The sequence below is a fragment of the Streptomyces tuirus genome (assembly GCF_014701095.1).
GTDB lineage: Bacteria > Actinomycetota > Actinomycetes > Streptomycetales > Streptomycetaceae > Streptomyces > Streptomyces tuirus.
In genome coordinates, this window is the sequence record NZ_AP023439.1 from 6,458,996 (window position 1) to 6,484,587 (window position 25,592).

The window sequence follows — 25,592 nt, forward strand, 5'->3', positions numbered from 1 at the left end:
CGGCAGCGCTTACTTCGGAGACACGCGATGCGTAACCAGTCCAAGCCTGCGACGCGGTGCCGGATTCGGCCGGCACCTTTCCTGCTGTGTGCGCCCTCCGTGGGGCCGGGCAGTTCAGTCGGGCATCACACTGTCTCGTCGCCTAGAGGGGCCGCGGATGCGGTCGCGGTAACTCCCTTCTTTCGTGGCAGGAGTTGGGCGGCCGGCCGGGTGGCCGGGGACGCGCGGGGGCGGCGTGGACGGACCGTCGCGAGGGGGCCGGGGGCGTGGCCGCTCACCCCCGGTACCCCCGAAGCTTGCGGTACAGCGTCGCCCGGCCGATCCCGAGTGCGACCGCCGTGCGTGCCTTGTTGCCGCCGTTGCGGCGCAGCGCCTCCAGGATCGCGGCACGCTCGGCGTGCTCCATCGGGCTGAGCGGGCGGGCGGCCGGGCCTTCCCGGACGGCGTCCGGCAGCTCCGCGCGGCGGACCGGCCCGGACACCCGCCGGTGCTCCGCGAGGGCGCGTACGACATGGGCCAGCTCGGTGACGTTGCCGGGCCACGGGTACGCCTCGAGCGCGCGCAGGGCGTCCAGGGTCCAGGTCAGGGGCGGTTGCCCGGGCGCCGGGCGGGGGGTGAGGGCGGGCAGGAGTTCCCGGATGTCCTCGGTGCGTTCCCGCAGCGGCGGCAGGGTCACCGAGCGGGCCGACAGCTTGTCCAGCAGGCGCTGGAGGCAGGGGCCGGGCTGCGCGCCGGGGGTGTAGGTGACCAGCAGCCGGGTGTCCGGGTGCTCGTCGAGCAGGGAGTTGAGCGCCGCCACTCCAGGCTGCGCGAGGCGCTCGGCATGGCGCAGCAGGAGGAGCCGGTCGGGCTGCCGGGCGGACAGGGCCTGCTCGAGGCCCACGTCCCGTGCCGCGTCGGCCTCCTGGACGGGGTCCGGGCCGAACAGCTCGCGTGCCAGTGCGGCCTTGCCCGTTCCGCGTTCGCCGGTCAGCAGCAGGGGTTCCCCGGAGCGGACCAGTTCCGCCGCACGCCCGACGGCGTGCCGCCAGGGGACCGAGGAGCCGGTCAGGGCGACCGGCGGAGGCGCGGCCGGCGCGGCGGGCGCCGGATCGTCGAGCGGCTCCAGAGCGACCACGATCCCGATCGTCCTGCCGTCCAGCCGTACCGGGGTGACGCGCGCCGTGCAGCCGGCTCCCTCCGGCAGCCGGGCGACGCCCGTGACGTCCCGGTGCCGCGCGTCGGCCGCCGTGCGCTCCAGCGTCCCGAGCACCTCGGGCGTCAGCAGCCGCTGCGCCGCGTCGCTGACCAGCCGGTTGCGGCCGTCGAGTGCCGCCACGGCCCGGTCCGGCCCGCGCGCCGCGCGCACGTAGGCGTCCAGCAGCGCCCTTTCGTCCCGCCCGGCCCGGGCCCGCAGCTCCGTCTCGACCGCCGCGACCGTCGCCTCGGCGAACGCCGCCTGAGGATGCGGCGGTCCGGCGGCGCACAGCTGTGACGCGACCGTCACGGTGCCCAGCACCTGTCCGCTCTCCGGCCCGAGCACCGGGACGCTGACCGCGGAGACGTCCTGCCACCGGTCGAGGAAGTGCTCGGGTCCGTGGACCTCGGCCCGGCCCCGGGTGCGCACGGCGAGAACCGCGCTGTTGTGGCCGACCTCCTGCTCGGACAGGCCGGTGCACGCGCCGAGCCCGGGCATGCTTCCGGCCGTCCACAGCACGCGCAGCCGCTCGTCGGTCAGGACGAGCAGCGACCCGCCCGCGCCCAGGGCGGGGACGATCCGGTCGAGCACCGGCCGGGCGGTGCCCAGCAGAGCCGACTCCCCGGGGCGCGCGGGACACGTCACCGGCTCCTCCAAGTCGTGCGGCACGCCGAAGAACCGGGCCCGCCGCCACGCCGCGACGACCTCCTCCGGCACGCCCTGGGGCAGCGGACGCCCCGACAGGAACCGCTGGCGGGCGACGCGCAGTGAGGGCCGGGCGGTGGTGGCTGTGGGGGAGGCATCTGTGGTGGTCACGGCACGGTCCACCGTAGCGGGTTCAGTTGAACAGGAAACAACCGTGGGTCCCGTCGCCACACTTCGCCCACAATCTGATGTGTCGTAGCGGGGTGAACGAGGCCCTTGCGTCTCGTCGCCGACACCCCTGTGCCCCGTACCTGTGTCTCGTAATGAGACACCCGCGACCAGCCGAAGAGCCCCATGATCGTGCACGTCCCGCGTCCGCCGCCCGAACCCCTTCCGCAGGAGCGCCCCGTGTCCACCGTCGTCGAGACCGACGTCCTGATCGTGGGCAGCGGCCCGGCCGGTGCGTCGGCCGCGCTCGCCCTGAGCACCTACGGCGTCCCCAACATCGTGGTGACCCGCTACGCGAGCCTCGCCGACACACCCCGCGCGCACATCACCAACCAGCGCACCATGGAGGTGCTGCGCGACCTCGGAGTGGAGCAGGAGGTCGTCGCGCAGGCCACCCCGCAGCACCTGATGGGCAACACGACGTTCTGCACGAGCCTCGCGGGTGAGGAACTGGGCCGGGTGCGCTCCTGGGGCAACGACCCGCTCGTGCAGGCCGAGCACGAACTCGCCAGCCCGACCCGCATGTGCGACATGCCGCAGCACCTCATGGAGCCGGTCCTCGTGAACGCGGCCGTCGCCCGCGGTACCCGGCTCCGCTTCCAGAACGAGTACCTCTCCCACACCCAGGACGCCGACGGCGTCACCGCCACCGTCCGCGACCGGCTGCGCGGGGACACGTACGAGATCCGCGCCAAGTACCTGATCGGCGCCGACGGCGGACGGTCGAAGGTCGCCGCGGACGCCGGGCTGCCGATGGGTGGTCAGATGGGCGTGGCGGGCAGCATCAACATCGTCTTCGAGGCGGACCTGAGCCGGTACACCGCCCACCGTCCGTCCACCCTCTACTGGGTCCTCGCCCCGGGCGCGACGGTCGGCGGCATCGGCGCGGGCCTCGTGCGCTGTGTGCGCCCCTGGAACGAGTGGCTGATCGTCTGGGGCTACGACGTGAACGCCGGCCCGCCCGACCTGACCACCGAGTACGCCGAGTCGGTCGTCCGGACGCTCATCGGGGACGACGACATCCCCGTGACCGTCAAATCGTCCTCGGCGTGGACCGTCAACGAGATGTACGCCGAGACGTACGCCAACGGCAGGGTCTTCTGTGCCGGAGACGCCGTCCACCGGCATCCGCCGTCCAACGGCCTCGGCTCCAACACCTCGATCCAGGACGCCTACAACCTCGCCTGGAAGCTCAAAATGGTCCTCGACGGCACCGCCCACCCCAGGCTGCTCGACAGTTACACCGCCGAGCGTGCCCCGGTCGGCCGGCAGATCGTCACCCGCGCCAACCGGTCCATCCGCGAGACCGCCCCGGTCTTCGAGGCCCTCGACGGGCTCTCCCCGCAGACCCCCGAGCAGCTGTGGGCCAACATCGCCGCCCGCAAGGACGCCACCGAGGCCGCCGAGAAGCAGCGGGCGGCTCTGCGCGAGGCGATCGCCTTCAAGGTCTATGAGTTCAACGCCCACGGCGTCGACCTCAACCAGCGCTACGACGCCGGGGATTGCGCCGCGATCGTCCCCGACGGCACGCCCGACCCCGGCTTCGCCCGCGACCCCGAGCTGCACCACCAGCCGTCCTCCCGCCCCGGCGCCCGGCTCCCCCATGCCTGGATCACCTCCGGCACCCGCACGCTCTCGACCCTCGACACCATCGGCCGGGGCCGTTTCACCCTGCTGACCGGCATCGGGGGAGAGGCCTGGGTGCGAGCGGCCGAGGCACAGGAGGTGGAGATCGCCACGGTGGTGATCGGCCCGGGGCAGCGGTACGAGGACCCGTACGGCGACTGGGCGCGGCTGCGTGAGATCCCGGACGCGGGCGCCCTCCTGGTACGCCCGGACGGTTTCGTCGCCTTCCGGCACGCCTCCGCCGGCCCGGACGCCGGAGAACTGCTCGCGGACGCGCTGCGGCGCATCCTCGGTCACGCCTGACCGCGCCATCATGGAGGCAGCGGAAGAGCGCCAGGAACCGGAAGATCAGCAAGCCGCGGACGTCGACGACGAGGAGCCGGGATGACCACCGATGCGACCAGGGCCGGCGTCACCGAGCAGGTGCTCGCCAGCCTGCGCGGGACCGCCGACCCGCGGCTGCGTGAACTGCTCACCGGCCTCGTCCGCAATCTGCACGACTTCGCGCGCGAGACCCGCCTCACCCAGGAGGAGTGGGAGCGGGCGATCGCCTTCCTGACCGCGACCGGGCAGAAGTGCACCGACACCCGGCAGGAGTTCATCCTGCTGTCGGACGTGCTGGGCCTGTCCATGCTGCTGGAGACGCTGAACGACGATCACGTGGCGGGCGCCACCGAGTCGACCGTGCTGGGCCCCTTCCACATGACCGAATCGCCGGTCCGCGCACTCGGCGACGACATCGACCTGGTCGGCGGCGGCGAGAAGTGCGTCGTCAGCGGGCGGGTGCGGTCCGCCGACGGCACCCCGCTGCCCGGCGCCGTCGTCGACGTCTGGCAGGCCGACGACAAGGGCTTCTACGACGTCCAGCAGCCCGGCGTCCAGCCCGCGGGCAACGGACGCGGGCTGTTCACCGCCGACGCCGACGGCCGCTTCTGGTTCCGCACCTGTGTCCCGGCGGCGTATCCGATCCCCACCGACGGCCCCGTGGGCGGGCTGCTGCGCGCGACCGGACGGCACCCCTACCGCCCCGCGCACATCCACTTCATCGCCGCCGCCGAGGGCCACACGCCCGTCACCACGCACATCTTCGTGGCCGGCGGCGACTACCTCGACTCCGACGCGGTGTTCGCCGTGAAGCGGAGCCTGGTCCAGGACTTCGCCGAGACCGACGACCCCTCCCTGGCCCGGGAGTTCGGAGTGGAGAACCCCTTCCGGCACGCCCGCTTCGACCTCGTCCTGGAGCAGGCCGTATGACGTTCCAGCAGGAGTTCACGTACGAGACCCGGCCCGTGCGGGTCGTGTTCCGGCCCGGCGCGGCCGTCACCGCGACGCCGGACGAGGCGGCGCGCCTGGGGCTGAGGCGGCTGCTCGTCGTGTGCGGCAGCCGGGGCGAGCCGGTGGCCCGGGCCGTCGCGGAGGCGCTCGGCGACAGGTGCGCGGGAGTGCACGCCGAGGCGCGGATGCACGTGCCCGCCGAGGACGCCGACCGGGCCGTCGCGGCCGTCCGGGTGGCCGGGGCGGACGGCTGCGTCGCGGTCGGCGGCGGCTCCGCGATCGGGCTCGGCAAGGCGATCGCCCTGCGCACCGGACTTCCGCTGATCGCCGTGCCGTCCACCTACTCGGGCTCCGAGATGACCCCGGTCTGGGGCCTGACCGAGGGCGGCGCCAAACACACCGGCCGCGACCCGGTCGTCCAGCCCCGCAGCGTCGTCTACGACCCCCGGCTCACCCTCTCCCTACCCGTACCGCTGACCGTCACCAGCGGGATCAACGCGCTCGCGCACGCCGTCGAGGCGCTGTACGCCCCCGATGTCTCACCGCTGGTGTCGGTCATGGCCGAGGAGGGCGTCCGGGCCATGGCCGAGGCCCTGCCGCGACTGGCCGCCGGCCCGGAGGACCTCGACGCGCGCAGCCGGGCGCTGTACGCGGCATGGCTGTGCGGGGCGTGCCTCGGCGCGACCACGATGGGGCTGCACCACAAGCTGTGCCACGTCCTCGGCGGTACCTACGGCCTGCCCCATGCCGAGACCCACACTGTGGTCCTGCCCCACGCCCTCGCCCACAACGCCCCCGCGGCCCCACAGGCGTTGACCGTCCTGCGCCGCGCCCTCGGGGCCGACGACGTGCCCCGCGCCCTGTGGGACCTGGCCGGCCGCCTCGGCGCCCCGCGTTCCCTGGCCGAACTCGGCCTCACGGAGGCCGACGTGACCCCGGCGGCGGCCCGGGCCGCGGGTGAGCCGTACGCCAACCCGCGCGAGGTGACGGCGGAAGGGGTACGGGGCGTACTGCTCGCGGCGTTCGAAGGAGGCCCGCCGGACTCCGGCTCGCGGACAGAAGGTGACCGCAAGCCTTCCTAGGGTCGAGGCATGACTCAGACACAGAGGATTCTTGTCACCGGCGCCACCGGAACCGTCGGCCGGCAGGTCGTCGCCGAACTGCTCGACCGGGGGCACGAGGTGCGTGCCCTGACCCGCGACGCCGCGAAGGCCGCCTTCCCGGCCGGGGTCGAGGTCGTCGAGGGTGACCTGACCGAGCCGGACGGGCTCGCCCCCGCCCTGGAGGGGGTCGGCGGACTGCACCTGATCACGTTCGGCGGTGCCGCATTCAGCCCGCTGGAGACCGGCCCCCGGATCCTGGAACTCGCCAAGTCCGCCGGGGTCCGCCGCGTCACCGTGCTGCACGGCGGCGGCCCCACCCCGCTGGAGGACGCGGTACGGGCCGAGGACGGCGTGGACTGGACGGTGCTCATGCCGGTCGAGTTCATGGCCAACGCCCTGGAGTGGGCCGACGGGATCGGGGCCTCGGGGGAGGTGCGTGAGCCTTTCGTGAACCGGCTGAGTGCCATGGTCCACGAGGCGGACATCGGCGCCGTCGCGGCCGTCGCGCTCACGGAGGAGGGGCACGGCGGCCAGGAGTACGTGATCACCGGCCCCGAGGTGCTCACCGTAGGCGACAAGGTGAAGACGATCGCTGCCGCCGTCGGCCGGGAGATCACCCTGGTCGAGCTGACCGAGGAGCAGGCCGTCGCGCAGTGGCGGGCGGCGGGCCTCGCCGAGGACGTCATCGGCTTCCTGCTCATGGCGTACGGGGACACCCCCGAGGTGGGCCGTACGGTCTCCGGCACCGTCGAGAAGGTCACCGGCCGCCCGGCGCGCACCTTCGCCCGGTGGGCGGCCGAACACGCCGGCGTCTTCACAGGACAGTCATGACTGTCTCGTATTGAGACACCCGGACCACCATCCGGTCCGTCAAGATCGAAAAGGGGGTGTGACCACAGCAAGGTGCGGCCGTCGGCATGGGCTGAATCGCCGACCGCACGGCCGCACACCCGAAGAAAGGTGACCACCATGGCCCTCGCACTGCTCCGGCGCCGGTGGCTCAGAGACACCCCCGCCGCGGCGGGCCTCGCCCTCCCCCTCCCCGACGGCGCGGGCGCCGTCGCCCGCGAAGTCGTCGACCCGATGGGATCGCCCCTGGCGGCCGCGGACGTCACCGTCACCGCCCTGGACACCCACCGCGTCGCCGCCCGCGGCACGACCGACCCCTACGGCTACTTCCTCGCCACGCTTCCGCCCGGCCGCTACAGCCTGCTCATCTCGGCGCAGGGCCTGCGGCCGCACCGCGAGACGATCGAGACGGGCCCCGGCACGTCGACGGCCACCGAGCGTGTCTGGCTGCAACCCGCCGAGGCTCTCCAGCTTCCGGCGCCCGGCACCTGGCTCTTCGACCCGCCGCACACGGCGATCCGGTTCATCGCCAAGCACGTCGGCATGGCCCATGTCCACGGCCGCTTCGAACGCTTCGAGGGCGGCATCCGGATAGCCCCGGACATGGCCGACTCCCGGGTGCACGTCCGGATCGACGCCTCCAGCATCACCACCGGCAACAACACCCGCGACAACCACCTGCGGTCCGCCGACTTCCTCGACGTCGAACGCTTCCCGCACATCGACTTCACGAGCGCGCGCTTCGTCTACCGCGGTGGCAGCAAGTGGACGCTGCAGGGCTCCCTCACCATGCACGGCGTCAGCCGCTCGGTGGCCCTGGACACGACGTACCTCGGCACCGTGAACGGCGGCTACGGCCAGGAACTGCGCTGCGCGGCCCTGGCGACGGCGGAACTCCACCGCGAGGACTACACCCTCAACTGGCGTTCCATGCTGGCCCGCGGTATCGCGGTGGTCGGCCCGACGGTCCAGCTGGAACTCGACGTCCAGGCGATGTACCGCACCCACGACACGCCCACCCCGCCGGAGTAGTGGGCCGGCCTGGGCCTTTGGACGAGGCCCAGGCCACGCTCCGCGCCGGTCCGTCGTACGGACCAGCCGGGCCTACCCGGCGTCGGGCCACACCTGCGGCGGCCGGGGATGCTCCGGGCCGGTCCGCCGCCCGGCCGCCCGGGCGTTCTCGCCCCGCAGGGCCGTCAGCCATGGCCAGAGATCAGGCAACGGCTGCTCCGCACACGCCAGGCGGTGCTCGATCCGGCATCGCTGAGACCCGTCCGGCGGGCACACGCCGTACACCGTGACCCGGCCGTCCGACAGCGTGATCCACCGGTGGTCCGCCGGCACCAGATGCGCCGGCACCTCAAGCCCGGGCTCCAGCAGAACCCAGTCCTGCTCCGGCGTCGCCACGCGGTCCTGCGGCAACCGGCAGTACGGACACGCGTACTGGCCGACCCGTAATCGGCGCAGCCCCTCATCCACAGCCCCCATACGGCCAGAGTCCGCAGTCAGTGGCGCGGCGACCAGAGCGCGAACCGGACGTTGCGCCCGAGGTGCTCCGGCATCACCGAGGCGCCGTGAGACCCGGCTGGTGCGGCCGGCCACTCCCGCCGGTTCGCCGGCGGCCGGGATTCGACGAAACCGCGACCGGGCCGCGCACCCGACGCACACCGCCGATATTCGCTGGTCCCCGTCCCGCCGGCCTCCCTACACTCACCCCAGACCCGCGCCGCCCACGATCCCAGCGCCGCACCGACGTGACGAAGGAAGGGAGACCGCCATGCGTGACCACACCGCTGTCGCCGTCTCCCTGCCTCAGCACGAGGTGATCCTCGTGTCTTCGTCGCCCCGGTGCCCGCTGCGCGGCGGCACCGGCTGACCGGGACGAACGCCCGGCGACTCCCGACGACCTTGACGTGACGTCAGGTCCCGGTGACTCCTTCCTGTTTCGCCCGGAATCGCGCTGCCCCATTTCCTGATCGCATCGAAAGGCCCCGGGCCGTGCGCACCCACCTCAACCCGCTCGCCGTCGTCCGCAACCTCGGCATCCTCGCCCACGTCGACGCCGGCAAGACCACCGTCACCGAACGGATCCTGTTCGCCACCGGCACCACCCACAAGCGCGGCGAGGTCCACGACGGCACCACCGTCACCGACTTCGACCCGCAGGAGCGCGACCGCGGCATCACCATCTTCGCCGCGGCGGTGAGCTGCGCCTGGGACGGTCACCGGATCAACCTCATCGACACCCCCGGGCACGTCGACTTCGCCGACGAGGTGGAGCGCGCGCTGCGGGTGCTCGACGGGGCGGTCGCCGTGTTCGACGCGGTCGCCGGGGTGGAGCCGCAGAGCGAGTCGGTGTGGCGGCAGGCCGACCGGCACGGCGTACCGAGGATCGCCTTCGTCAACAAGATGGACCGCGCCGGGGCCGACCTCGACACGGCCGTCGCGTCGATCCGGGAGCGGCTCCACCCGGCTCCCCTGGTCGTGCAGCTGCCGATCGGCACGGAGGACACCTTCACCGGCGTCGTCGACCTGGTGCGCATGCGCGCACTGCTGTGGGACGACGGCGGCTCCGTCGAGGAGACGCCGGTGCCGGACGGCCTCAGGGACGAGGCCGCCGCCCGCCGCCGCGCGCTGGAGGAGGCCGTGGCGGAGCTGCACCCGGGCGCACTGGAGGAGTTCTGCGACACGGGCACGCTCGCCGAGGAGACCCTCACCGCGGCGTTGCGTGACGTGACCCGGGACGGTGACGGCGTGGTCGTGCTGTGCGGCTCCGCGTACCGCAACCGCGGTGTCGAGCCGCTGCTCGACGCGGTCGTGGCCTATCTGCCCTCGCCCCTGGACGTGCCGTCGGTCCGCGGCACGCACGAGGGCGAGGAGCGGACGCGGCCCGCCGATCCCGCGGCACCGGCCGCCGCCCTGGCCTTCAAGGTGCAGGCCACCGCGACAGGCCGGCTGACCTGTCTGCGGATCTACTCGGGCACGATCGAGAAGGGAGACACCCTGTGGGACGCGACCGCGAGGCGCACCGAGCGGATCGGCCGGATCCTGCGCGTCCGGGCCGACCGGCACGCCCCGCTGGACCGTGCCGTCGCCGGGGACATCGTCGCCGTGGTCGGGCTGAAGTCCGCCCGCGCCGGCTCGACCCTGTGCGCACCGGACGCGCCGCTCGTCCTGGAGCCGCCCGGTGTGCCCGAGCCGGTCGTGTCGGTCGCGGTGGAGTCCCGCCGCGCCGGTGACACCGACCGGCTGGCGTCGGGGCTGGCCCGGCTCACCGAGGAGGATCCCTCGCTCGTCGTGCGAACCGACCCGGAGACGGGGCAGACGGTGCTGTCCGGTATGGGTGAACTGCACCTGGAGGTGGCGGTGGAGAAGCTCCGGCGCGAGCAGGGGCTGGAAGTCAACGCCGGGCGCCCCCGCGTCAGTTACCGCGAGACCGTCGGCCGGGGCGTGTCCGGCGCGGTCTTCCGGCACGTCAAACAGGACGGCGGGGCAGGGCAGTTCGCCCATGTCGTCCTCGACGTGGAGCCGCATGACGAGGGTGGCTTCGAGTTCCGCTCGGCGGTCGTCGGCGGGCGGGTGCCGCAGGAGTACGTCCGGGCGGTCGAAGCGGGCTGCCGCGACGCCCTCGCCGAAGGGCCGCTCGGCGGGCACCCGGTGACGGGCCTGCGCGTCACGCTCACCGACGGGGCGACCCATGTGAAGGACTCCTCGGACACGGCGTTCCGCACGGCCGGCCGCCTCGGTCTCCGCGCGGCCCTGCGCGCCTGCGTGATGATCCTGCTGGAGCCGGTCGTCGAGGTCACGGTCACCGTGCCCGAGGACGCGGTCGGCGGTGTGCTCGGCGACCTCGCCGCCCGGCGCGGCCGGGTGACCGGGTCGGTCACCCGGACGGGCGCGGCGATCGTCACCGCCACCGTGCCGCTGGCCGAACTGTTCGGCTACGCGACCCGGTTGCGCAGCCGCACGCAGGGCCGCGGCACGTTCACGGCCCGTCCCACCGGCTACGCGCCTGCGCCGGTCGCGACGCCGATGCGGTAGCGCACGAGCCGGGCCCCTCCCTTCCTCACCGGAAGGGAGGGGCCCGCCGGTCCGCCCCACCCTGGGAGCTACGGGTACGACACCACCGTCGACGGCACTGTGGACGTCCCCGACGTCGGCGAGCCCGTGTCGTTGATGACGCACTCGTACTGCCCGTTACCCCCCAGCGACACCACGAGCAGGTCGTGGAAGCGCACCCCGGGCCGGTTCGGCGCGGCGAAGCCGTGGTGCTGCACGATGCCCGGATCGACGTTGTAGTAGCAGTAGCTGCCCAGGCCCCAGCCCTCGTGGGTGGTGACGCCGTCCCCGACGCGGTAGGCGGCGTAGCCCTTGACGGAGCCGTTCTGGATCGCGGCCTGGTTCGGGGCGTCGTACGCCTTCTCGTTCTGGTAGAAGATCGTGCGGCCGCGCTCGCCGAACCACTGCACGTCGTACTTGTTGAAGTGCTCCACGAACAGCCCGGTCGCCAGCACGTCATGGCCGTTGACGACGACCCCGTAGTCCGCGCGGTTGGTCTCCCAGCCGACGCCGTCGCCGTGGTCGGCGCGCCAGACCCAGGTGTGGTCGACGATGGTGTGCCGGCTGTTGACGACCATGCTCGTGGTGGCCTTGCCCGGGCCCGCCCCGCCGATGCGGACGAACACGTCCTGGACGGTCGTCGGGTTGGCGGAGTGGTCGCGGGAGGCGCCCCGTGGGCCGATCTCCAGCAGCGTGGCGGAGTTGACCGGCCCGGCGTCGACGAGGAACCCGGCCAGGCGCACGCCGTCGACGTCGGCGACCTTCAGCGCGGTGACGCCGTTGTCGGGGATGAGCGTGGCGTATCCCAGTCCCAGCACCACCGTGCCGGCCCGGTCGACCCGTACCGGCTGGTCGAGGTGGTAGATCCCCGGCGTCAACAGCAGGTGGAGTCCCTCGGCGAGGGCCTGGTTGAGCGTGGCCGCCGGGACGCCGGGCTTGGCGACGTAGAAGCGCGACAGGGGCAGCGAGGTGCCCCGCGGGGTGCCGTTGCCCCAGGTGACGCCCCGGGCGTCGGTCCGCTTCTCGGGCAGGAAGACCCGGTACTCGCCGCCGTCGAGGTACAGGAACGGCTTCTCGCGGGAGACCGGCGTCGTGGCCAGGGTGGTGTACGGCGGGTTGGGGAAGCCCTGCGCGGGGGCGCCCTCGACACCGGAGAACACCATGTTCCACACGCCGTTGAGCCAGCCGCCGATCGCGCTGTCGCGGGTGTACCACTGCTGCTGGGAGTACGGCTGCACCTGGCCGTCGATCCGGCTGTCGGCGATGTAGCCGCCGCTGGACCAGCCGTAGCCGGTCGGGGCGAGGTTGAGGTTGCCGCGGATGTGCATCCGGCGGAACGGGGCCGCCTGCGAGACCGCCCAGCGGTTGGTGCCGTTCACGGGAACGACCGCGAGATTCTCCGCAGAGCGCCAGAAGTTCTGCGTGGCGTTGCCGTTGAACCAGCCCGCGTCGACCGTGATGTCGCCGTTGATGGTGGTGTCGTCGGGGGAGAGGCCGAGACCGGAGATCGAGGTGTAGAAGCCGATCTGGGCGTTGAGGCCGTGATAGGTGCCGGGTTTGAACAGCAGCTGGTAGCGGCCGGTGCCGAACTGGGCCGATTCCTGCTGCCGGAAGATCTCGTCGAGTCTGCCCTGGATGTTCGGCGTGGCCGGGTCGAAGACCAGCACGTTCGGGCCGAGGTCGCCACCGCCGGGCAGGGCGCGAGGCTTCCTGCGCACGGGGGTCTTCGGTGCGTCGGGGGCGGCCGAGGCGGTGCCGGGCAGCGCCGCGAGCGCGGACGCGGCCGCGGCGGCGCCGAGGACGGTCCGGCGGCCGGGCGCCGGCAGGCGGGATGACGGGGAGTCAGGGTGCATGGGGCGGCTCTCCTGGTTCAGGAAGTGAACAGAGTGGGGTGCGGGGAGCGCTCTCTCGCCGCTGAATGGTTCATCCGTGGAACAGATGCGTCAAGGGGTGCGGCGAGACTTCCAAGAGTGTGTCCAAACCCTTGACGGGACTGCCTTCCGGGGATTAACTCACGTCCTAAATTAAGCCATGACGGCTTCTTTTCCCGCCCAGGCTCTCGCCCCGGCGGAAGGGGCCGTACTCCCGGAAGAGAGCCAGGAGCACCCATGCGCAGCAACCGAGCCGCGGCGGCAGGCGCCGTCACACTGTCACTCGCCCTCGCGGCCACGGCCTGCGGAGGTGGCTCCGCCACCGGCGGCGGATCGAACGATTCGCCCAAGACGCTCACCTACTGGGCGTCCAACCAGGGCGCCAGTATCGAGGTCGACAAGAAGGTCCTCCAGCCCGAACTCGCCAAGTTCGAGAAGCAGACCGGCATCAAGGTGAAGCTGGAGGTCGTCCCCTGGTCGGACCTGCTCAACCGCATCCTCACCGCCACCACCTCCGGCCAGGGGCCGGACGTGCTGAACGTAGGCAACACCTGGAGCGCCTCCCTCCAGGCCACGGGCGCGCTGCTGCCCTGGGACGCGAAGAACTTCGACAAGATCGGCGGCCGGGACCGGTTCGTGGACTCGGCACTCGGCTCCACAGGCGCGGAGGGCGAGGACCCGGCGGCGGTGCCGCTGTACTCGATGGCGTACGCGCTCTACTACAACAAGAAGATGTTCGCCGACGCGGGCATCTCCCAGCCCCCGGCCACCTGGGACGAACTCGTCGCCGACGGGAAGAAGCTGTCCAAGGACGGCAAGTGGGCCCTGGGCATGGAGGGTTCCAACCCGTCGGAGAACATCCACCACGCCTTCGTCTTCGCCAAGCAGCACGGCGCCGACTTCTTCACCGCCGACGGCAAGGCCGACTTCACCGGTGACGGGACGGTCGCCGCGGTCAAGCAGTACGTCGACCTCATGGCCACGAACAAGGTCATCGCGCCGGGCAACGCCGAGTACGCGCAGAACCAGTCCGTCAGCGACTTCGCCAAGGGGAAGACGGCGATGCTGCTGTGGCAGTCCGCGTCCGCCAACCTCGAGTCCCAGGGCATGAGCAAGGACGACTACGGCATCGCCCCCGTGCCCGTGCGGTCCGGCACCCCCGGCACCGGCAAGCAGGTCAACTCGATGGTCGCCGGCATCAATCTGGCCGTCTTCAAGAACACCGACAACCTCGACGGCGCCGCCGAGTTCGTGAAGTTCATGACGAGCGACGCCGAGCAGAAGATCCTCAACAAGGCCTACAGCACGATCCCGCCCGTCAAGTCGGCCCAGGCGGACGCGGCCTTCGCCACCCCGGCCAACGGCGTCCTGAAGGACACCCTGGCCAAGAGCGCCGTGGCACTGCCGCAGGTCGCCGACGAGTCCCAGTTCGAGACGGCGGTCGGCACCGCCATCAAGGGCCTGTTCGCCGACGCGGCCGCCGGAGACCCGGTCACCACCGGCTCCGTGAAGGCGGCCCTGCAGAAGGCCCAGCAGCAGATGCCGGCGGCCTGACCGACATGACGACCACTGCCGAGGCCGAGAGGCCGGCGGTCCGCACGAGCCCGCCCGGCGCGGATCGCGGCCCCCGCCGCCGCACCGGGCGGATCCGCCGCGTGGGCCTGCCCTACCTGCTGCTCCTGCCCGCCCTGCTCCTCGAACTCCTCGTCCACCTGGTGCCGATGGTGATCGGCATCGTCATCAGCTTCAAGGAGCTCACGCAGTTCTACGTCCGCGACTGGGGCGCCGCCCCCTGGTCCGCCCTCGACAACTACCGCGTGTCGGTGGACTTCGACGCCCCCGCCGGCGAGGCCCTGCTGCACTCGTTCCTCGTCACGATCGCCTTCACCGTGCTGTCGGTGGGCCTGTGCTGGCTGATCGGCACGGCCGCGGCGGTCTTCATGCAGGACACCTTCCGGGGCCGCGGCCTGCTCAGGGCCCTGTTCCTCGTCCCGTACGCGCTGCCGGTCTACGCGGCCGTCATCACCTGGGTCTTCATGTTCCAGTACGACAACGGCCTGGTGAACCACGTCCTGCACGACCAGCTGGGCCTCACCGACAAGCCGTCCTTCTGGCTCATCGGCGACAACAGCTTCTTCGCGCTGCTGACGGTGTCGGTGTGGAAGGGCTGGCCGTTCGCCTTCCTCATCGTCATGGCGGGCCTGCAGAACATCCCGCGCGAGCTGTACGAGGCGGCCGCCCTGGACGGCGCCGGTGTCTGGCAGCAGGTCCGCAGGATCACGCTGCCGTCCCTGCGCCCGGTCAACCAGGTGCTGGTCCTCGTCCTCTTCCTCTGGACGTTCAACGACTTCAACACGCCGTTCGTCCTGTTCGGCAGGAGCGCGCCGGAGGCCGCCGACCTCATCTCGGTGCACATCTACCATGCGTCGTTCGTCACCTGGTACTTCGGCATCGGGTCCGCGATGTCCGTCCTGCTGCTGCTGTTCCTGCTGCTGGTCACGGGCGGATACCTGGCGCTCACCTCGCGCGGACGGAGAAAGGCCTCATGACCACGTCCCCCATGGCCCCGCCCCGCTCCTTCCTGTGGTCCCGGCGGATCTTCCTGACGCTGCTGACGGGCTTCGTGCTGATCCCGGTCCACGTCATGGTCTCCAGCTCGCTGAAGCCCCTGGCCGACGTCACCGGAAAGTTCCGCTGGCTGCCGAGCGAGCTGACGATCCGCCCGTACATCGACATCTGGTCGACGGTCCCGCTGGCGCGGTACTTCGTCAACTCCCTCGTCGCGGCCGGGGCGGCGACGGTCTGCTCGGTGGTCATCGCCGTCTTCTCGGCCTACGCGGTCAGCCGCTACGACTTCCGCGGCAAGCGCGTCTTCACCGTCACCGTCCTGTCCACGCAGATGTTCCCGGGCATCCTCTTCCTGCTGCCGCTGTTCCTGATCTACGTCAACATCGGCAACGCGACGGGCATCGCCCTGTTCGGCTCGCGCGGCGGCCTGATCCTGACGTATCTGACGTTCTCTCTCCCGTTCTCGATCTGGATGCTGATCGGCTACTTCGACTCGGTGCCGCGCGACCTGGACGAGGCGGCCCTGGTCGACGGCTGCGGGCCGCTCGGCGCGCTGTTCCGGGTCGTCGTCCCGGCGGCCGTCCCCGGCATCATCGCGGTCGCGGTCTACGCCTTCATGACCGCCTGGGGCGAGGTGCTGTTCGCCTCGGTGATGACCGACGACACCACCCGCACCCTCGCCGTCGGCCTCCAGGGCTACTCCACCCTCAACGACGTGTACTGGAACCAGATCATGGCCGCCTCGCTGGTCGTCAGCGTGCCCGTGGTCGCGGGCTTCCTGCTGCTCCAGCGCTATCTCGTGGCCGGCCTGACGGCGGGAGCCGTCAAGTGACCGACTCGCCCGTTCCCGAAAGGACTTCCGTGACCATCGACCTCGCCGCACTCCCGCACGACTTCCTGTGGGGCACGGCCACTTCGGCGTACCAGATCGAGGGAGCCGCTGCGGAGGACGGCCGCTCGCCGTCGATCTGGGACACGTTCTCGCACACTCCCGGGAAGACCGCCGGCGGCGACCACGGCGATGTCGCCTGCGACCACTACCACCGCTGGCGCGAGGACATCGCCCTGATGCGCCGGCTGGGCGTGAACGCCTACCGCCTGTCCGTCGCCTGGCCGCGCATCGTCCCGGGCGGCGACGGACCCGTCAACGCCAAGGGCCTCGCCTTCTACGACCGGTTGATCGACGGCCTGCTGGAGGCGGGCATCACCCCGTCCGTCACGCTCTACCACTGGGACCTGCCGCAGGCGCTCCAGGACCGGGGCGGCTGGCCCGAGCGGGACACCGCCGCGGCGTTCGCCGAGTACGCCTCGGTCGTCGCCGGGCGGCTGGGCGACCGCGTCTCCCACTGGGCCACCCTCAACGAGCCCCTGTGCTCGGCGTGGATCGGCCACCTGGAGGGCACGATGGCACCCGGTCTGACGGACCTCACGGCCGCCGTCCGCGCCTCCTACCACCTGCTGCTCGGCCACGGGCTGGCGGCCCGGGCCATCCGCGCGGCGGCCCCGGGAGCGCGGGTCGGCATCGTCAACAACCTCTCCACCATCCACCCCGCGACCGACCGCCCCGAGGATCTCGCCGCCGCCCGCCGCATGGACGGCCACACCAACCGCTGGTGGCTCGACCCCGTGCACGGCAGGGGCTTCCCGTCGGACATGCGCGAGCTCTACGGCGTCGAACTCCCGGAACGACCCGGCGACTCGGCGGCCATCGCCGCCCCGCTGGACTGGCTGGGCCTGAACTACTACTTCCCGCAGACCGTCGCCGACGACCCCGAAGGCCCCGCGCCGTACGCCCGGGCCGTACGCCGTGACGGCGTCCCGCGCACCGGCATGGACTGGGAGATCGACGCGAGCGGCATCGAGGACCTGCTGCTGCGGCTCACGCAGGACTACGGGGCCGGCCGGCTCTACGTCACGGAGAACGGCTCGGCCTACCCCGACGTCGTCCGCCCCGACGGCACGGTCGACGATCCTGAGCGACAGGAGTACCTCCTGCGCCATCTGGAGGCCTGCGCCTCCGCGGCCCGTCGCGGCGCCCCGCTGGCGGGCTACTTCGCCTGGTCGCTGCTGGACAACTTCGAGTGGGCGTACGGGTATGAGAAGCGGTTCGGTCTCGTCCACGTCGACTACGCGACGCAGAAACGCACGATCAAGGGCACGGGGCACCGGTACGCCGATGTCGTCCGGGCCCATCGGAGTCAGGTGCGCGAGGCGGCCTGACGCGGTGGATCCTGGTGGGCGGTGGGGGCAAGTGTGGCCGCGCCTCCATTCCCACGGATCAGAACACCGGCGCCTTCCGCGACCTCGGCATCAAGTTCGTGCCCCAGATGCGGCTGCTCGACAAGGACGGGTTTGTGGGCCACGGCGAACTCGACGGGCGGGGCATCGGCGCCCCGCCCACGGGTGCGGTCGCGGACGAGGGCCGGCGGAAGCTCAATCCAGCAGGGGACAGGTGAGGGGGAGGACGCGTTCTGTCAGCCGGCCGGTGAGGTGGGTGTCGGTGAGGGCGGCGTCGGTGAGCCAGTCCGCTGCGGTCAGCCGGTCGATCAGGTCCCGCAGTTCACCGGCGCCGACCGGGACCCGGGTGGCGAGGGCGTTCAGGGTGACGCCCCGGCCGCCGGGTCCGAGGCGCCCCACGCCGTCCGTCCACGTGGCCAGCGTCACGGCGAGCAGCCGGGCGCCGGCGGGTGCCTTGGCCTTGCGGAGCTTCTTGTCCGAGACGACTCTCTGGGCCCAGCCGGAGAGCTTGGGCCGTGTCTTCCTGCCGAACGTGAACGGGCCCGACCCGTCCGCGTCGGGCACCAGGGAAGGGACGGTGACCGGAGTGGGGTTCTCCGGCTGGGAGGCGAGCAGGTCGCCGACTGTGCCTGGGAGGGACAGCCAGCCGCAGCCGGTCAGCTGCTCGACCAGGTCCTCCGGGTCGGTCAGGCCCAGCGCGTTGACGTCCTGGCCGACGAGATTGCCGGTGCCGGTGTGCGCGGTGCGCAGGGTCAGCATCAGCACCAGCAGCCGTGCTTCCGCGCCCGGCAACGGCGTATGGCCGGCGACGTACGCGAGGACGGAGCGCGCGTACTCCCACTGCGCCGGCACGGTCAACAGGCGCGCCACGCCCGGTTCGTCGCCGTCCGGGACGCAGCCGGTGCGGTGCTGGTGCTGGCGTCGGATGACGGCGGCGGCCTGCTCGGCACGCTGGGCCTCCAGCCGCAGGGTGACGTCGCAGGTGACGTCGGACCAGGTGAGGAAGGCGCGGGCCTTGCGTTCCTGGAGATCGGCCAGCAGCACCAGGTCGGGCTCGGGGCGCTTCTGGTAGGCGCGGAAGAGGTCACCGAGCTCGGTAAGTTCGTCCCGCAGGGACACGGGCCTCAGGTCGCGCGGAATGACACGCCGGCCGATCCTCGCCTCCGGCGGGCGGCGGCGCCGCGCGGGTACGGGGCGGGGTGCGGGTAAGGGGAGAGGCGCCGGATATCCCGTCCGGGTGGTGACCTGCTGGTCGGAGAACTGCGGCGTGCCCACGCCGGTGCCCGCCGCCGCGGGGGTCGGGCGGTCGGCGGTCCGGGGCGCGGACGAGTGGGACTCGGTCGCGGTCCGGGCCCCGGGAGTGGCGGCGGCACACTTGGAACAACACTCCAGGGCCTGCCACCAGCGTCCCGCCCGGTCGGTGATCACGGTCAGGACGACCGGTCCGCCGCACCGCCAGGGTGGTTCGGTACGCGCACGCCTGCCGGTGTCGGCGAGGTGGGCGCTGCAGCCGTCGGCCCGACAGGCGCAATAGGTGTCGGCTCCGGGGGCGGGTGTCGCGCGCAGGTGCGCCTTCAGGTGGGCGACCGCGGCCGTACGGCCTGCCGCCGCGGAGGGCAGACGCTGCTCGGCACAGCCGGGTCGGCTGCACGAGACGCGCACCTCCGCGCTGCCTCGGCCGACGGGGTCCAGACGCACGATCCACCGGCGCCCCGGCACCCGTTCGTCCAGCTCGCTCCCAGCGCCGGCCTGTGTCATCCCGTTCTTCCTCCGTCTCCCGTGACCTGCGTGTCGCCGCCGCTTCCTGTTGTGCCGAGAGGGGTTCGGGCGGCGGCTTCACGGTATGCGGCACAGGGGTGAAGGGGGATGAATTCGCACAGGGTGAGGGCTTTCGGGTGACAACGCCGTCCGTTTCGGTGAACCCGGGCGCGACGGCCGTCACGACGACGGAGACGGGTCTGACCGGCCTACTCGCGAGCGTACTTGGGAGGCTGGGGGATCTGAGCTGTCGGTCAGCCGCCCTGGTAGATCGTGGTGCACAGCAGCGTGGCGCCGTCGTCCACCAGGGCAGCCCAGTAGCGTGTCTGGTCGCCTGCCACCCGGCGGCAGTTGTTCGCGTTGGCGCCCGCCGGGGCGCGATAGACGCCTGTGATGTGCATGATCTGGTTGAACGGGACGGGCACCGGCTCGCGTCGGCAGGCCACGGCCGTCATCAGGGCGAGGGAGACCGAGTCGCCGGACTGCTGGCCGAGAATGCAGTAGTTGGCGTGGTAGACGCGGGTGAGGCAGAGCTTCGTGGTGTCGCCGGTGGTGGTGGACCGGTAGCTCCAGTACGACTTCCCATAGCCGGTGGGGCAGGCCGTATTGAGGGCGGTCACCTGGACCTGCGCCTGCTCGCCGGCGCAGGACACGGGGGCCGGCGGAGCACCGACGCTCCAGTCGACGCTGGTGGTGCCCCCGCGCCCCGTGTCGTGGACCGCCAGGCAGTCGCCCACCGAGATGGCTTTGAACGCCTCTGCGGTGGGATCCGGAGCGGGCTTCGCCGGCTCGGGGCCGGACTCGTCAGTGCTCCCCTCACCGGTGTCGGAGTCATCGGGGATGCGGTCGGTCGGCGAAGACGTGTCCGGGGCCGGGCTGGAACTGGAGGGGGGCGAGTCGGACACCAGGTCCTTCAGCTCGCCCACGTTGTTCAAGCCCAGCCAGCCCAGGATCGACAGCACGGATGCGATTCCGCCGATCAGTGCCCACGCCTTGGCAACGGGATGGTCACCGGATGCGCCTGCCACAATGCCCTCCCCCGCTGAGGCTCGGGTGCGATGTCAACCATTCCGGCGCTGCTGAGAGTGCACCGCGATGTAGCGGACCGGCCAGTCCTCCACCTTGGTCAGCACTCCCTCCTGTGCGAGATCCCGGAGGATCTGGCGGGTGTGCTTGTCCTGCGGGTCGTGCCCGGCGTCGCGCAGCGTGCGCAGGCTGCGTTCGGTGTCCCAATAGCCGCCGTACGTCCGCACCGCCTGCTCAAGGTCGGCGCGCTGGCTGGTGGTCGGTGTCGCTTCGGTCATCGGTTGTCGCTCCTCAGACCTGGTCGGCGATCGCGGAGGAGTGCGCCCGCCTGGTGTGGTTGGCAATGCTCGCCGGGGCACCGGCGTAGTCGCACGACGAGCACCTCTGCCACACGCCCTCGGACACGGCACGTGCGCTCACCGAGTGGCCGGGCCCGTATCCGTGTCCGTGCAGCAACTGGGCCACGGAGGAACCGTATTCGACCGCCAGCAATGCCGCCTCGGCCACCTTGTCGTGACCGGGGGCGAAGAACGATCCGGTTCCGACCCTCTTGGCGCAGCCGCACCAACAGGTTCCGGTCGGAGTGAGGTGGGGAAGAGGCTTCGTGGTCATGCCGTCACAGTAGGTCAACCAGCGAGGAAGCACGGGGCGTTCGTCATGTTCGGTGGCGCCACCAAGCCAAGCACTGGACCCGGCCGCGCCGGCCTTCCGGCCCTGCGGCCTGTTATCCGTGAACCGCGGCAGCCGTCGTGTCTTCCTCTGCCCCGAAGCCCGGTGCGGGCCGTGCCAGGTCCGGCTCCCCGAACTCGGCGCGCAGGGCCTCGAAAGCGATCACCTTGTCCTCGCCGAACCGGCGGACATGGGCGGCGTACTCGTCGGGGGAGAGGAACACTGAAGGCCGGGACTTGGTGTGGAACTTGTCCGCGTACATGACCAGCCGCTCCTCCGCCGTCTCCGCCACGTAGTCGGCGGGAGGGAGGGGGAGGCCCTGGCGCACGATGTCCTGCCGCGTGAGTCCCACTCCGGTGTGGTGGGAGCAGAAGCGGCGGAGGACTTCGGGGAAGCCCTCCGCTTCGAGAATCTCGTGGCCGAGGAGGCCGTGCCGGATGTAGTTCGGGTGGTCCAGGCGTCCCTCGGTGTCGTAGAGGCGGTAGACGCCGATGTCGTGGAGGAGGCAGCCGGCGCGGACCAGGTCGGCGTCGAGGTGAGCGAGGTGGGGCGCCGAAAGGAGCTGTTCGGCGATACCCCAGACGATCTCGCAGTGCGTGTGGACGAGGGTGAACGCCTCGGCGGTGGGCGCGTACTTCTCGTGCAGCGCCTGGATTTCTGCGGGGCCCGGAATGCTCACCGCAGGAGCGTAACAACCGCCGATTCCGCGGGGCCGACCGGTGACCACGCCGCTGTGTTCACACGATCGGGTGGTACTGCGAACAAGCGGGCACGGGCCGGCTGTCCGGTCCGTTCGAGCGGGTGACGGGGACTTCTCGTCCACAGCCATCACCACATCGGGAGCACATCATGGGCCTGCACTTCCACCGCAACCCCGACGGCACGACGACCGGGCGCAATGAGGCCAGCGGCTTCACCATGACGCATGCCGACGAAGAAGAGGTCAAGCGCCGGTTGTACGAGGACGCCGGGTGGGAGTACTCGCCTCCACCGCCCCCGCTTCCGGCCGGTTTCCACCGGTTCTCCTTGGTGCACGAGGAGGTCCGGGCGTCGGGGTTCGGAGACGAGAGGTATGCGGGTCTGCGGGCGCGTCCCCCGGAGGGATGTGTGCCGGTCGACCGGGGGTGCTTCGCCCTGGAGTGCGAGCGGCCGGGCAGGACGCTCGTGGACGCGGTCGCCGGTACCGTCGCGGAGGTCCGGCGGGGGCACGGGCTGGTGATGAACAGTCTGGGTGTGGAGAAACCCCATGAATGGTTCGGCGCCGACAACAAGGACGGGTACGCGGCGGAGACCGTCGCGCACCTGATGCTGACGGCCGCCGCCCGCGCCCGACTGCTCGGATACGGGCGCAAGGACCTCGTCCGGCTGCTCGATGCCACGGGGATCGAGTAGCCGGAGCAGCAGGACGCGGTGGGTGTGGTGCGGCCAAGCCGCCTCAGGGCTGAGCGGTCCGCCCAGGGACGAAGTCCGGGTCCACCTGCGCCGCCAGGTCCTCGCCCGTGCGCGCGTCGGCCCAGGCCCGGGCGTTGCGCAGATGGAACTCGACCGCGTGGCGGTGGAGGCGGTCCCAGTCGCGGGGGCGGGAGTCGACCGCCTCGCGCAGGACGCCGAGGGCGTGGCGGTTGTGGGGTTCCAGCGACGCCAGGGCATGCGGGCCGGGCTCGGTGCGGCCCTGCTCGGCCGCGCGGACCCAGGGGGAGTGGACCAGGTGGGTCAGGAGGTCGTCGCCCACCTGCTCCTTGAGGAAGAGGAGATCGTCCTCGCAGGTCACCTTGTTCCCGACGACCGCGATGCGGATCCCGAACTGTTCGGCGTGGTCGCGGTACTGGTGGTAGACGGAGACACCCTTGCGGGTGGGTTCGGCCACCAGGAACGTGATGTCGAAGCGGGTGAACAGGCCCGAGGCGAACGCGTCCGCGCCCGCCGTCATGTCGACCACGACGTATTCGCCGGGGCCGTCCAGCAGGTGGCTCAAATACAGCTCCACCGCGCCCAGCTTGGAGTGGTAGCAGGCCACGCCCAGGTCCGACTCGTCGAACTCGCCCGTCACCATGAGGGGGACGCCGCCCGCCCGGCCGACGTGCCGCCCGTGCAGGTCGTCGTCGCCGAGCGGACGCAGGAGGCGTGAGCCGCGGCCGGGCGGGGTCGTCTTGATCATCGCCTCGGGGGAGGGGATGCGGGGGTTGTCGCCCCGGAGGAACCTCTTGATCTCGGGCACGTGGGTGCCCAGGGGAGGTGCGGACACCTCTTCGCCGCCGAGCGCTTCGGCCAGGTGCTGGTTGATGTCGCCGTCGATGGCGAGGACCGGGGCGCCGGAGCGCGCCAGGTGGCGGGAGAAGAGTGCGGACAGGGTGGTCTTGCCGCTGCCGCCCTTGCCGACGAACGCGATCCTCACGGCCGCTCCACCCTTTTGAAAATGGATGTCATGTGACTAGGTTTAGGGAGTGCTCCTTGTCGGTGTCAAATCGCCTGCTCCATATGGGATTCAGTGGCCTCCGACGCGTTCCTCGGCGCCCGCAACAGCGTCCTGGACACGTGCCGCCGGCCCACCAGCAGATCATCGCCGGCGTCTCCAGCAAGGCCCGGCGGCCCGCGCCCGGTCCGGGTCGTGACCGGACGGGTGTCAGCCGGCGACCAGCTCGCGGACCTGCCGTGCGGCCGGGCTGTCCTCGGTCCGCGAGGTCCGGTACAGCCACAGCACGTCCCGCCCGAACGACCAGACCAGCAGGCCCAGGGCCAGGGCCGCGACCCCGAAGTTGGCCGCGTACGGCAGCAGATCGGCGCCCGCCAGGAGCAGCAGCACACCCTGGAGCGCGGCGACGGTCTTGCGGGCGGTGCTCGGCGGGAGCGCGGCCGTCAGCCAGGGCCACACCTTGGCCGCGGCGACGAAGACGTAGCGCATGCCGCCGATCAGCAGCACCCACGGGCCGAGTTGCATCGACACGTACACGCTCAGCACCAGGATCAGGAACGCGTCGACCTCCATGTCGAAGCGCGCCCCCAGCGGGGTCGAGGTGCCGGTGCGGCGGGCGACCTTGCCGTCGACGCCGTCGAGGATCAGCGCCACCGCCGTCAGGCCGACGAACAGTGACACCGGCGGTGAGCTCTGGAAGGAGTCGGCGACCAGGGCCGTGACCCCGCCGACGAGGGTGGCCCGGCCCAGGGTGACCCGGTTGGCCGCGCCGAACGAGCGCAGCCGCGAGCGGTGCAGGGCCCGGGAGAGCACCGCCCAGGTGGCGATCGCGAACGCGAGGCCGCTGAGCCAGCCCGCCGGCCCCATCCCGATCGCCGTGCCGATCAGGGCCAGCAGCAGGACCTGCACGCCCGCCCCCAGGGCGGTCTCCTGCTGTACGAGCCTCGCGTCGTAAGTGTTGTTCAGGGCCACCGAACACCCTCCGGCCGTGTGACAGAGTCGATCAACGCCGCTACGTTGTGCGCGGCCTGTGCACCCCTCGGTACGCAAGCAGCTTCCCGATCGTTCAGGAGGACTTCGATGAAGCACACCGGACGGGCGTTCTGGATCGACTCGCCTGGGCGAGGCGGCATCCGGGACGTCACCCTGCCGGCGCCCGGCGAGGACGAGGTGCTGGTCCGCACGCTCTTCTCCGGCGTGAGCCGCGGCACCGAGACGCTCGTCTTCCGCGGCGGGGTGCCCGTCAGCCAGCACACCGCCATGCGCGCCCCGTTCCAGGAGGGCGACTTCCCCGGCCCGGTGAAGTATGGCTACCTCAACGTCGGCGTGGTGGAGGAGGGGCCCGCGGCGCTCAAGGGCCGCACCGTGTTCTGCCTGTACCCGCACCAGACGCGCTACGTCGTCCCCGCCGCCGCGGTCACCCCCGTCCCGGACACCGTGCCCGCCGAACGGGCCGTGCTCGCCGGGACCGTGGAGACCGCAGTCAACGCCCTGTGGGACGCCGCGCCCCTGGTCGGCGACCGGATCGCCGTGGTCGGCGGCGGCATGGTCGGCTGCTCGGTCGCCGCCCTCCTCGCCAGGTTCCCCGGCGTCCGCGTGCAGTTGGTCGACGCCGACCCGTCCCGCGCGAAGATCGCCGAGGCGCTCGGCGTCGGCTTCGCCACCCCCGAGGACGCCGACGGGGACCGTGACCTCGTCGTGCACGCCAGCGCCACGGAACAGGGCCTCACCCGGTCCCTGGAACTCCTCACCGCCGAGGGGACCGTCCTCGAACTCAGCTGGTACGGCGACCGGCGGGTCAGCCTTCCGCTGGGTGAGGCCTTCCACTCCCGGCGGCTCGTCATCCGCAGCAGCCAGGTCGGCACCGTCTCCCCGGCCCGCCCGAACCGCACCTACGCCGACCGGCTCGCCGTCGCCCTGGACCTGCTCGCCGACCCCGCGCTCGACGCCCTCATCACCGGCGAATCCCCCTTCGAGGAGCTGCCGGACGTGCTGCCCCGGCTGGTCTCCGGCGAGGTCCCCGCGCTGTGCCACCGCATCCGTTACGACAAGAGCGATGGACGCATCGGCTGACGATTCGTTCCATC

At 71.9% G+C, this 25,592-nt stretch carries 23 protein-coding genes; 13 read left to right on the plus strand and 10 right to left on the minus strand.

Annotated elements, in window-relative coordinates; translation table 11 throughout:
• Positions 1-274: 274 nt before the first annotated feature.
• The gene (locus IGS69_RS29355) at positions 275-1,993 is read right to left on the minus strand and encodes a sigma-54-dependent Fis family transcriptional regulator (RefSeq protein ID WP_190903482.1); all 1,719 of its coding nucleotides are present in this window, start codon (positions 1,991-1,993) and stop codon (positions 275-277) included.
• A gap of 237 nt (positions 1,994-2,230) precedes the next feature.
• Here IGS69_RS29355 and IGS69_RS29360 point away from each other — a divergent pair, with 237 nt between their 5' ends.
• The 5 genes from IGS69_RS29360 (at position 2,231) to IGS69_RS29380 (ending at position 7,935) form a co-directional block, all read left to right on the plus strand.
• Complete coding sequence (locus tag IGS69_RS29360) at positions 2,231-3,979, plus strand: FAD-dependent oxidoreductase (protein ID WP_190903483.1); 1,749 nt, start codon at positions 2,231-2,233, stop codon at positions 3,977-3,979.
• Positions 3,980-4,060: 81 nt separating this feature from the next.
• Positions 4,061-4,930 (plus strand): intradiol ring-cleavage dioxygenase, encoded by an 870-nt coding sequence (locus IGS69_RS29365; protein WP_190903484.1) that lies wholly within the window; start codon positions 4,061-4,063, stop codon positions 4,928-4,930.
• Positions 4,927-6,033, plus strand: coding sequence for a maleylacetate reductase (locus tag IGS69_RS29370; RefSeq protein WP_190903485.1), 1,107 nt, complete (start codon positions 4,927-4,929; stop codon positions 6,031-6,033). Before IGS69_RS29365 ends, IGS69_RS29370 begins: the two co-directional genes overlap by 4 nt.
• 9 nt (positions 6,034-6,042) lie before the next feature.
• Positions 6,043-6,885 carry an NmrA family NAD(P)-binding protein gene (locus tag IGS69_RS29375; protein ID WP_190903486.1) on the plus strand — a complete coding sequence of 281 codons (843 nt, stop codon included), beginning with the start codon at positions 6,043-6,045 and terminating at the stop codon, positions 6,883-6,885.
• Between the two features lie 138 nt (positions 6,886-7,023).
• Complete coding sequence (locus IGS69_RS29380; RefSeq protein ID WP_190903487.1) at positions 7,024-7,935, plus strand: YceI family protein; 912 nt, start codon at positions 7,024-7,026, stop codon at positions 7,933-7,935.
• A gap of 72 nt (positions 7,936-8,007) precedes the next feature.
• On the opposite strand, the gene IGS69_RS29385 is transcribed toward IGS69_RS29380, so the two are convergent.
• Positions 8,008-8,391 carry a DUF6083 domain-containing protein gene (locus IGS69_RS29385; RefSeq protein ID WP_190903488.1) on the minus strand — a complete coding sequence of 128 codons (384 nt, stop codon included), beginning with the start codon at positions 8,389-8,391 and terminating at the stop codon, positions 8,008-8,010.
• Positions 8,392-8,901: 510 nt separating this feature from the next.
• On the opposite strand from IGS69_RS29385, the gene fusA reads away from it, so the two are divergent.
• Complete coding sequence (gene fusA, locus IGS69_RS29390) at positions 8,902-10,944, plus strand: elongation factor G (protein WP_190903489.1); 2,043 nt, start codon at positions 8,902-8,904, stop codon at positions 10,942-10,944.
• Positions 10,945-11,012: 68 nt separating this feature from the next.
• Here the strand turns inward: fusA and IGS69_RS29395 are convergent, their stop codons facing one another.
• A complete protein-coding gene (locus IGS69_RS29395; RefSeq protein ID WP_190903490.1) occupies positions 11,013-12,815 on the minus strand; it encodes a coagulation factor 5/8 type domain-containing protein in 1,803 nt (600 codons plus the stop codon).
• 255 nt (positions 12,816-13,070) lie between these two features.
• Between IGS69_RS29395 and IGS69_RS29400 the strand changes: the two genes are divergently transcribed.
• The 5 genes from IGS69_RS29400 to IGS69_RS29420 are packed head-to-tail and all read left to right on the plus strand — an operon-like array spanning position 13,071 to position 17,857.
• Positions 13,071-14,387, plus strand: coding sequence for an ABC transporter substrate-binding protein (locus IGS69_RS29400; protein WP_190903491.1), 1,317 nt, complete (start codon positions 13,071-13,073; stop codon positions 14,385-14,387).
• A gap of 5 nt (positions 14,388-14,392) precedes the next feature.
• Positions 14,393-15,382, plus strand: a complete 990-nt coding sequence (locus IGS69_RS29405; protein ID WP_190903492.1) for a carbohydrate ABC transporter permease — start codon at positions 14,393-14,395, stop codon at positions 15,380-15,382.
• Between the two features lie 11 nt (positions 15,383-15,393).
• Positions 15,394-16,233 (plus strand): carbohydrate ABC transporter permease, encoded by an 840-nt coding sequence (locus IGS69_RS29410; protein ID WP_190904693.1) that lies wholly within the window; start codon positions 15,394-15,396, stop codon positions 16,231-16,233.
• Positions 16,234-16,262: 29 nt separating this feature from the next.
• A complete protein-coding gene (locus IGS69_RS29415; RefSeq protein ID WP_190903493.1) occupies positions 16,263-17,621 on the plus strand; it encodes a GH1 family beta-glucosidase in 1,359 nt (452 codons plus the stop codon).
• A gap of 14 nt (positions 17,622-17,635) precedes the next feature.
• Positions 17,636-17,857 carry a hypothetical protein gene (locus IGS69_RS29420; RefSeq protein WP_190904784.1) on the plus strand — a complete coding sequence of 74 codons (222 nt, stop codon included), beginning with the start codon at positions 17,636-17,638 and terminating at the stop codon, positions 17,855-17,857.
• Here IGS69_RS29420 and IGS69_RS29425 read toward each other — a convergent pair.
• The 5 genes from IGS69_RS29425 to IGS69_RS29445 form a co-directional block, all read right to left on the minus strand.
• The gene (locus tag IGS69_RS29425; protein WP_190903494.1) at positions 17,835-19,397 is read right to left on the minus strand and encodes a hypothetical protein; all 1,563 of its coding nucleotides are present in this window, start codon (positions 19,395-19,397) and stop codon (positions 17,835-17,837) included. The genes IGS69_RS29420 and IGS69_RS29425 overlap by 23 nt on opposite strands.
• A gap of 254 nt (positions 19,398-19,651) precedes the next feature.
• Complete coding sequence (locus IGS69_RS29430) at positions 19,652-20,425, minus strand: LppU/SCO3897 family protein (RefSeq protein ID WP_190903495.1); 774 nt, start codon at positions 20,423-20,425, stop codon at positions 19,652-19,654.
• A 33-nt stretch (positions 20,426-20,458) separates the two neighbouring features.
• Positions 20,459-20,701, minus strand: coding sequence for a hypothetical protein (locus tag IGS69_RS29435; protein ID WP_232543673.1), 243 nt, complete (start codon positions 20,699-20,701; stop codon positions 20,459-20,461).
• A 13-nt stretch (positions 20,702-20,714) separates the two neighbouring features.
• Positions 20,715-21,035 (minus strand): hypothetical protein, encoded by a 321-nt coding sequence (locus IGS69_RS29440; protein ID WP_232543674.1) that lies wholly within the window; start codon positions 21,033-21,035, stop codon positions 20,715-20,717.
• Between the two features lie 112 nt (positions 21,036-21,147).
• Positions 21,148-21,771: an HD domain-containing protein gene (locus tag IGS69_RS29445; RefSeq protein ID WP_190903496.1), complete on the minus strand. Its 624-nt coding sequence runs from the start codon at positions 21,769-21,771 to the stop codon at positions 21,148-21,150.
• Positions 21,772-21,941: 170 nt separating this feature from the next.
• Here IGS69_RS29445 and IGS69_RS29450 point away from each other — a divergent pair, with 170 nt between their 5' ends.
• A complete protein-coding gene (locus IGS69_RS29450; protein ID WP_190903497.1) occupies positions 21,942-22,484 on the plus strand; it encodes a hypothetical protein in 543 nt (180 codons plus the stop codon).
• 43 nt (positions 22,485-22,527) lie between these two features.
• Here IGS69_RS29450 and IGS69_RS29455 read toward each other — a convergent pair whose 3' ends face one another.
• Positions 22,528-23,487: an ATP-binding protein gene (locus IGS69_RS29455; protein WP_190903498.1), complete on the minus strand. Its 960-nt coding sequence runs from the start codon at positions 23,485-23,487 to the stop codon at positions 22,528-22,530.
• Positions 23,488-23,715: 228 nt separating this feature from the next.
• The gene (locus IGS69_RS29460) at positions 23,716-24,477 is read right to left on the minus strand and encodes a CDP-alcohol phosphatidyltransferase family protein (protein WP_190903499.1); all 762 of its coding nucleotides are present in this window, start codon (positions 24,475-24,477) and stop codon (positions 23,716-23,718) included.
• A gap of 108 nt (positions 24,478-24,585) precedes the next feature.
• Between IGS69_RS29460 and IGS69_RS29465 the strand changes: the two genes are divergently transcribed.
• Positions 24,586-25,578, plus strand: coding sequence for a zinc-dependent alcohol dehydrogenase (locus IGS69_RS29465; protein WP_190903500.1), 993 nt, complete (start codon positions 24,586-24,588; stop codon positions 25,576-25,578).
• The last annotated feature ends 14 nt before the right edge of the window (positions 25,579-25,592 follow it).

Bases quoted from the DNA above. Each gene is read 5' to 3' on its own strand.
- IGS69_RS29395 (WP_190903490.1), bottom strand. From the start codon at position 12,815: ATGCACCCTGACTCCCCGTCATCCCGCCTGCCGGCGCCCGGCCGCCGG.
- IGS69_RS29425 (WP_190903494.1), bottom strand. From the start codon at position 19,397: ATGACACAGGCCGGCGCTGGGAGCGAGCTGGACGAACGGGTGCCGGGG.
- IGS69_RS29410 (WP_190904693.1), top strand. From the start codon at position 15,394: ATGGCCCCGCCCCGCTCCTTCCTGTGGTCCCGGCGGATCTTCCTGACG.
- IGS69_RS29375 (WP_190903486.1), top strand. From the start codon at position 6,043: ATGACTCAGACACAGAGGATTCTTGTCACCGGCGCCACCGGAACCGTC.
- IGS69_RS29380 (WP_190903487.1), top strand. From the start codon at position 7,024: ATGGCCCTCGCACTGCTCCGGCGCCGGTGGCTCAGAGACACCCCCGCC.
- IGS69_RS29465 (WP_190903500.1), top strand. From the start codon at position 24,586: ATGAAGCACACCGGACGGGCGTTCTGGATCGACTCGCCTGGGCGAGGC.
- IGS69_RS29405 (WP_190903492.1), top strand. From the start codon at position 14,393: ATGACGACCACTGCCGAGGCCGAGAGGCCGGCGGTCCGCACGAGCCCG.
- IGS69_RS29435 (WP_232543673.1), bottom strand. From the start codon at position 20,701: ATGACCGAAGCGACACCGACCACCAGCCAGCGCGCCGACCTTGAGCAG.
- IGS69_RS29365 (WP_190903484.1), top strand. From the start codon at position 4,061: ATGACCACCGATGCGACCAGGGCCGGCGTCACCGAGCAGGTGCTCGCC.
- IGS69_RS29370 (WP_190903485.1), top strand. From the start codon at position 4,927: ATGACGTTCCAGCAGGAGTTCACGTACGAGACCCGGCCCGTGCGGGTC.
- IGS69_RS29440 (WP_232543674.1), bottom strand. From the start codon at position 21,035: ATGACCACGAAGCCTCTTCCCCACCTCACTCCGACCGGAACCTGTTGG.
- IGS69_RS29400 (WP_190903491.1), top strand. From the start codon at position 13,071: ATGCGCAGCAACCGAGCCGCGGCGGCAGGCGCCGTCACACTGTCACTC.
- IGS69_RS29450 (WP_190903497.1), top strand. From the start codon at position 21,942: ATGGGCCTGCACTTCCACCGCAACCCCGACGGCACGACGACCGGGCGC.
- IGS69_RS29385 (WP_190903488.1), bottom strand. From the start codon at position 8,391: ATGGGGGCTGTGGATGAGGGGCTGCGCCGATTACGGGTCGGCCAGTAC.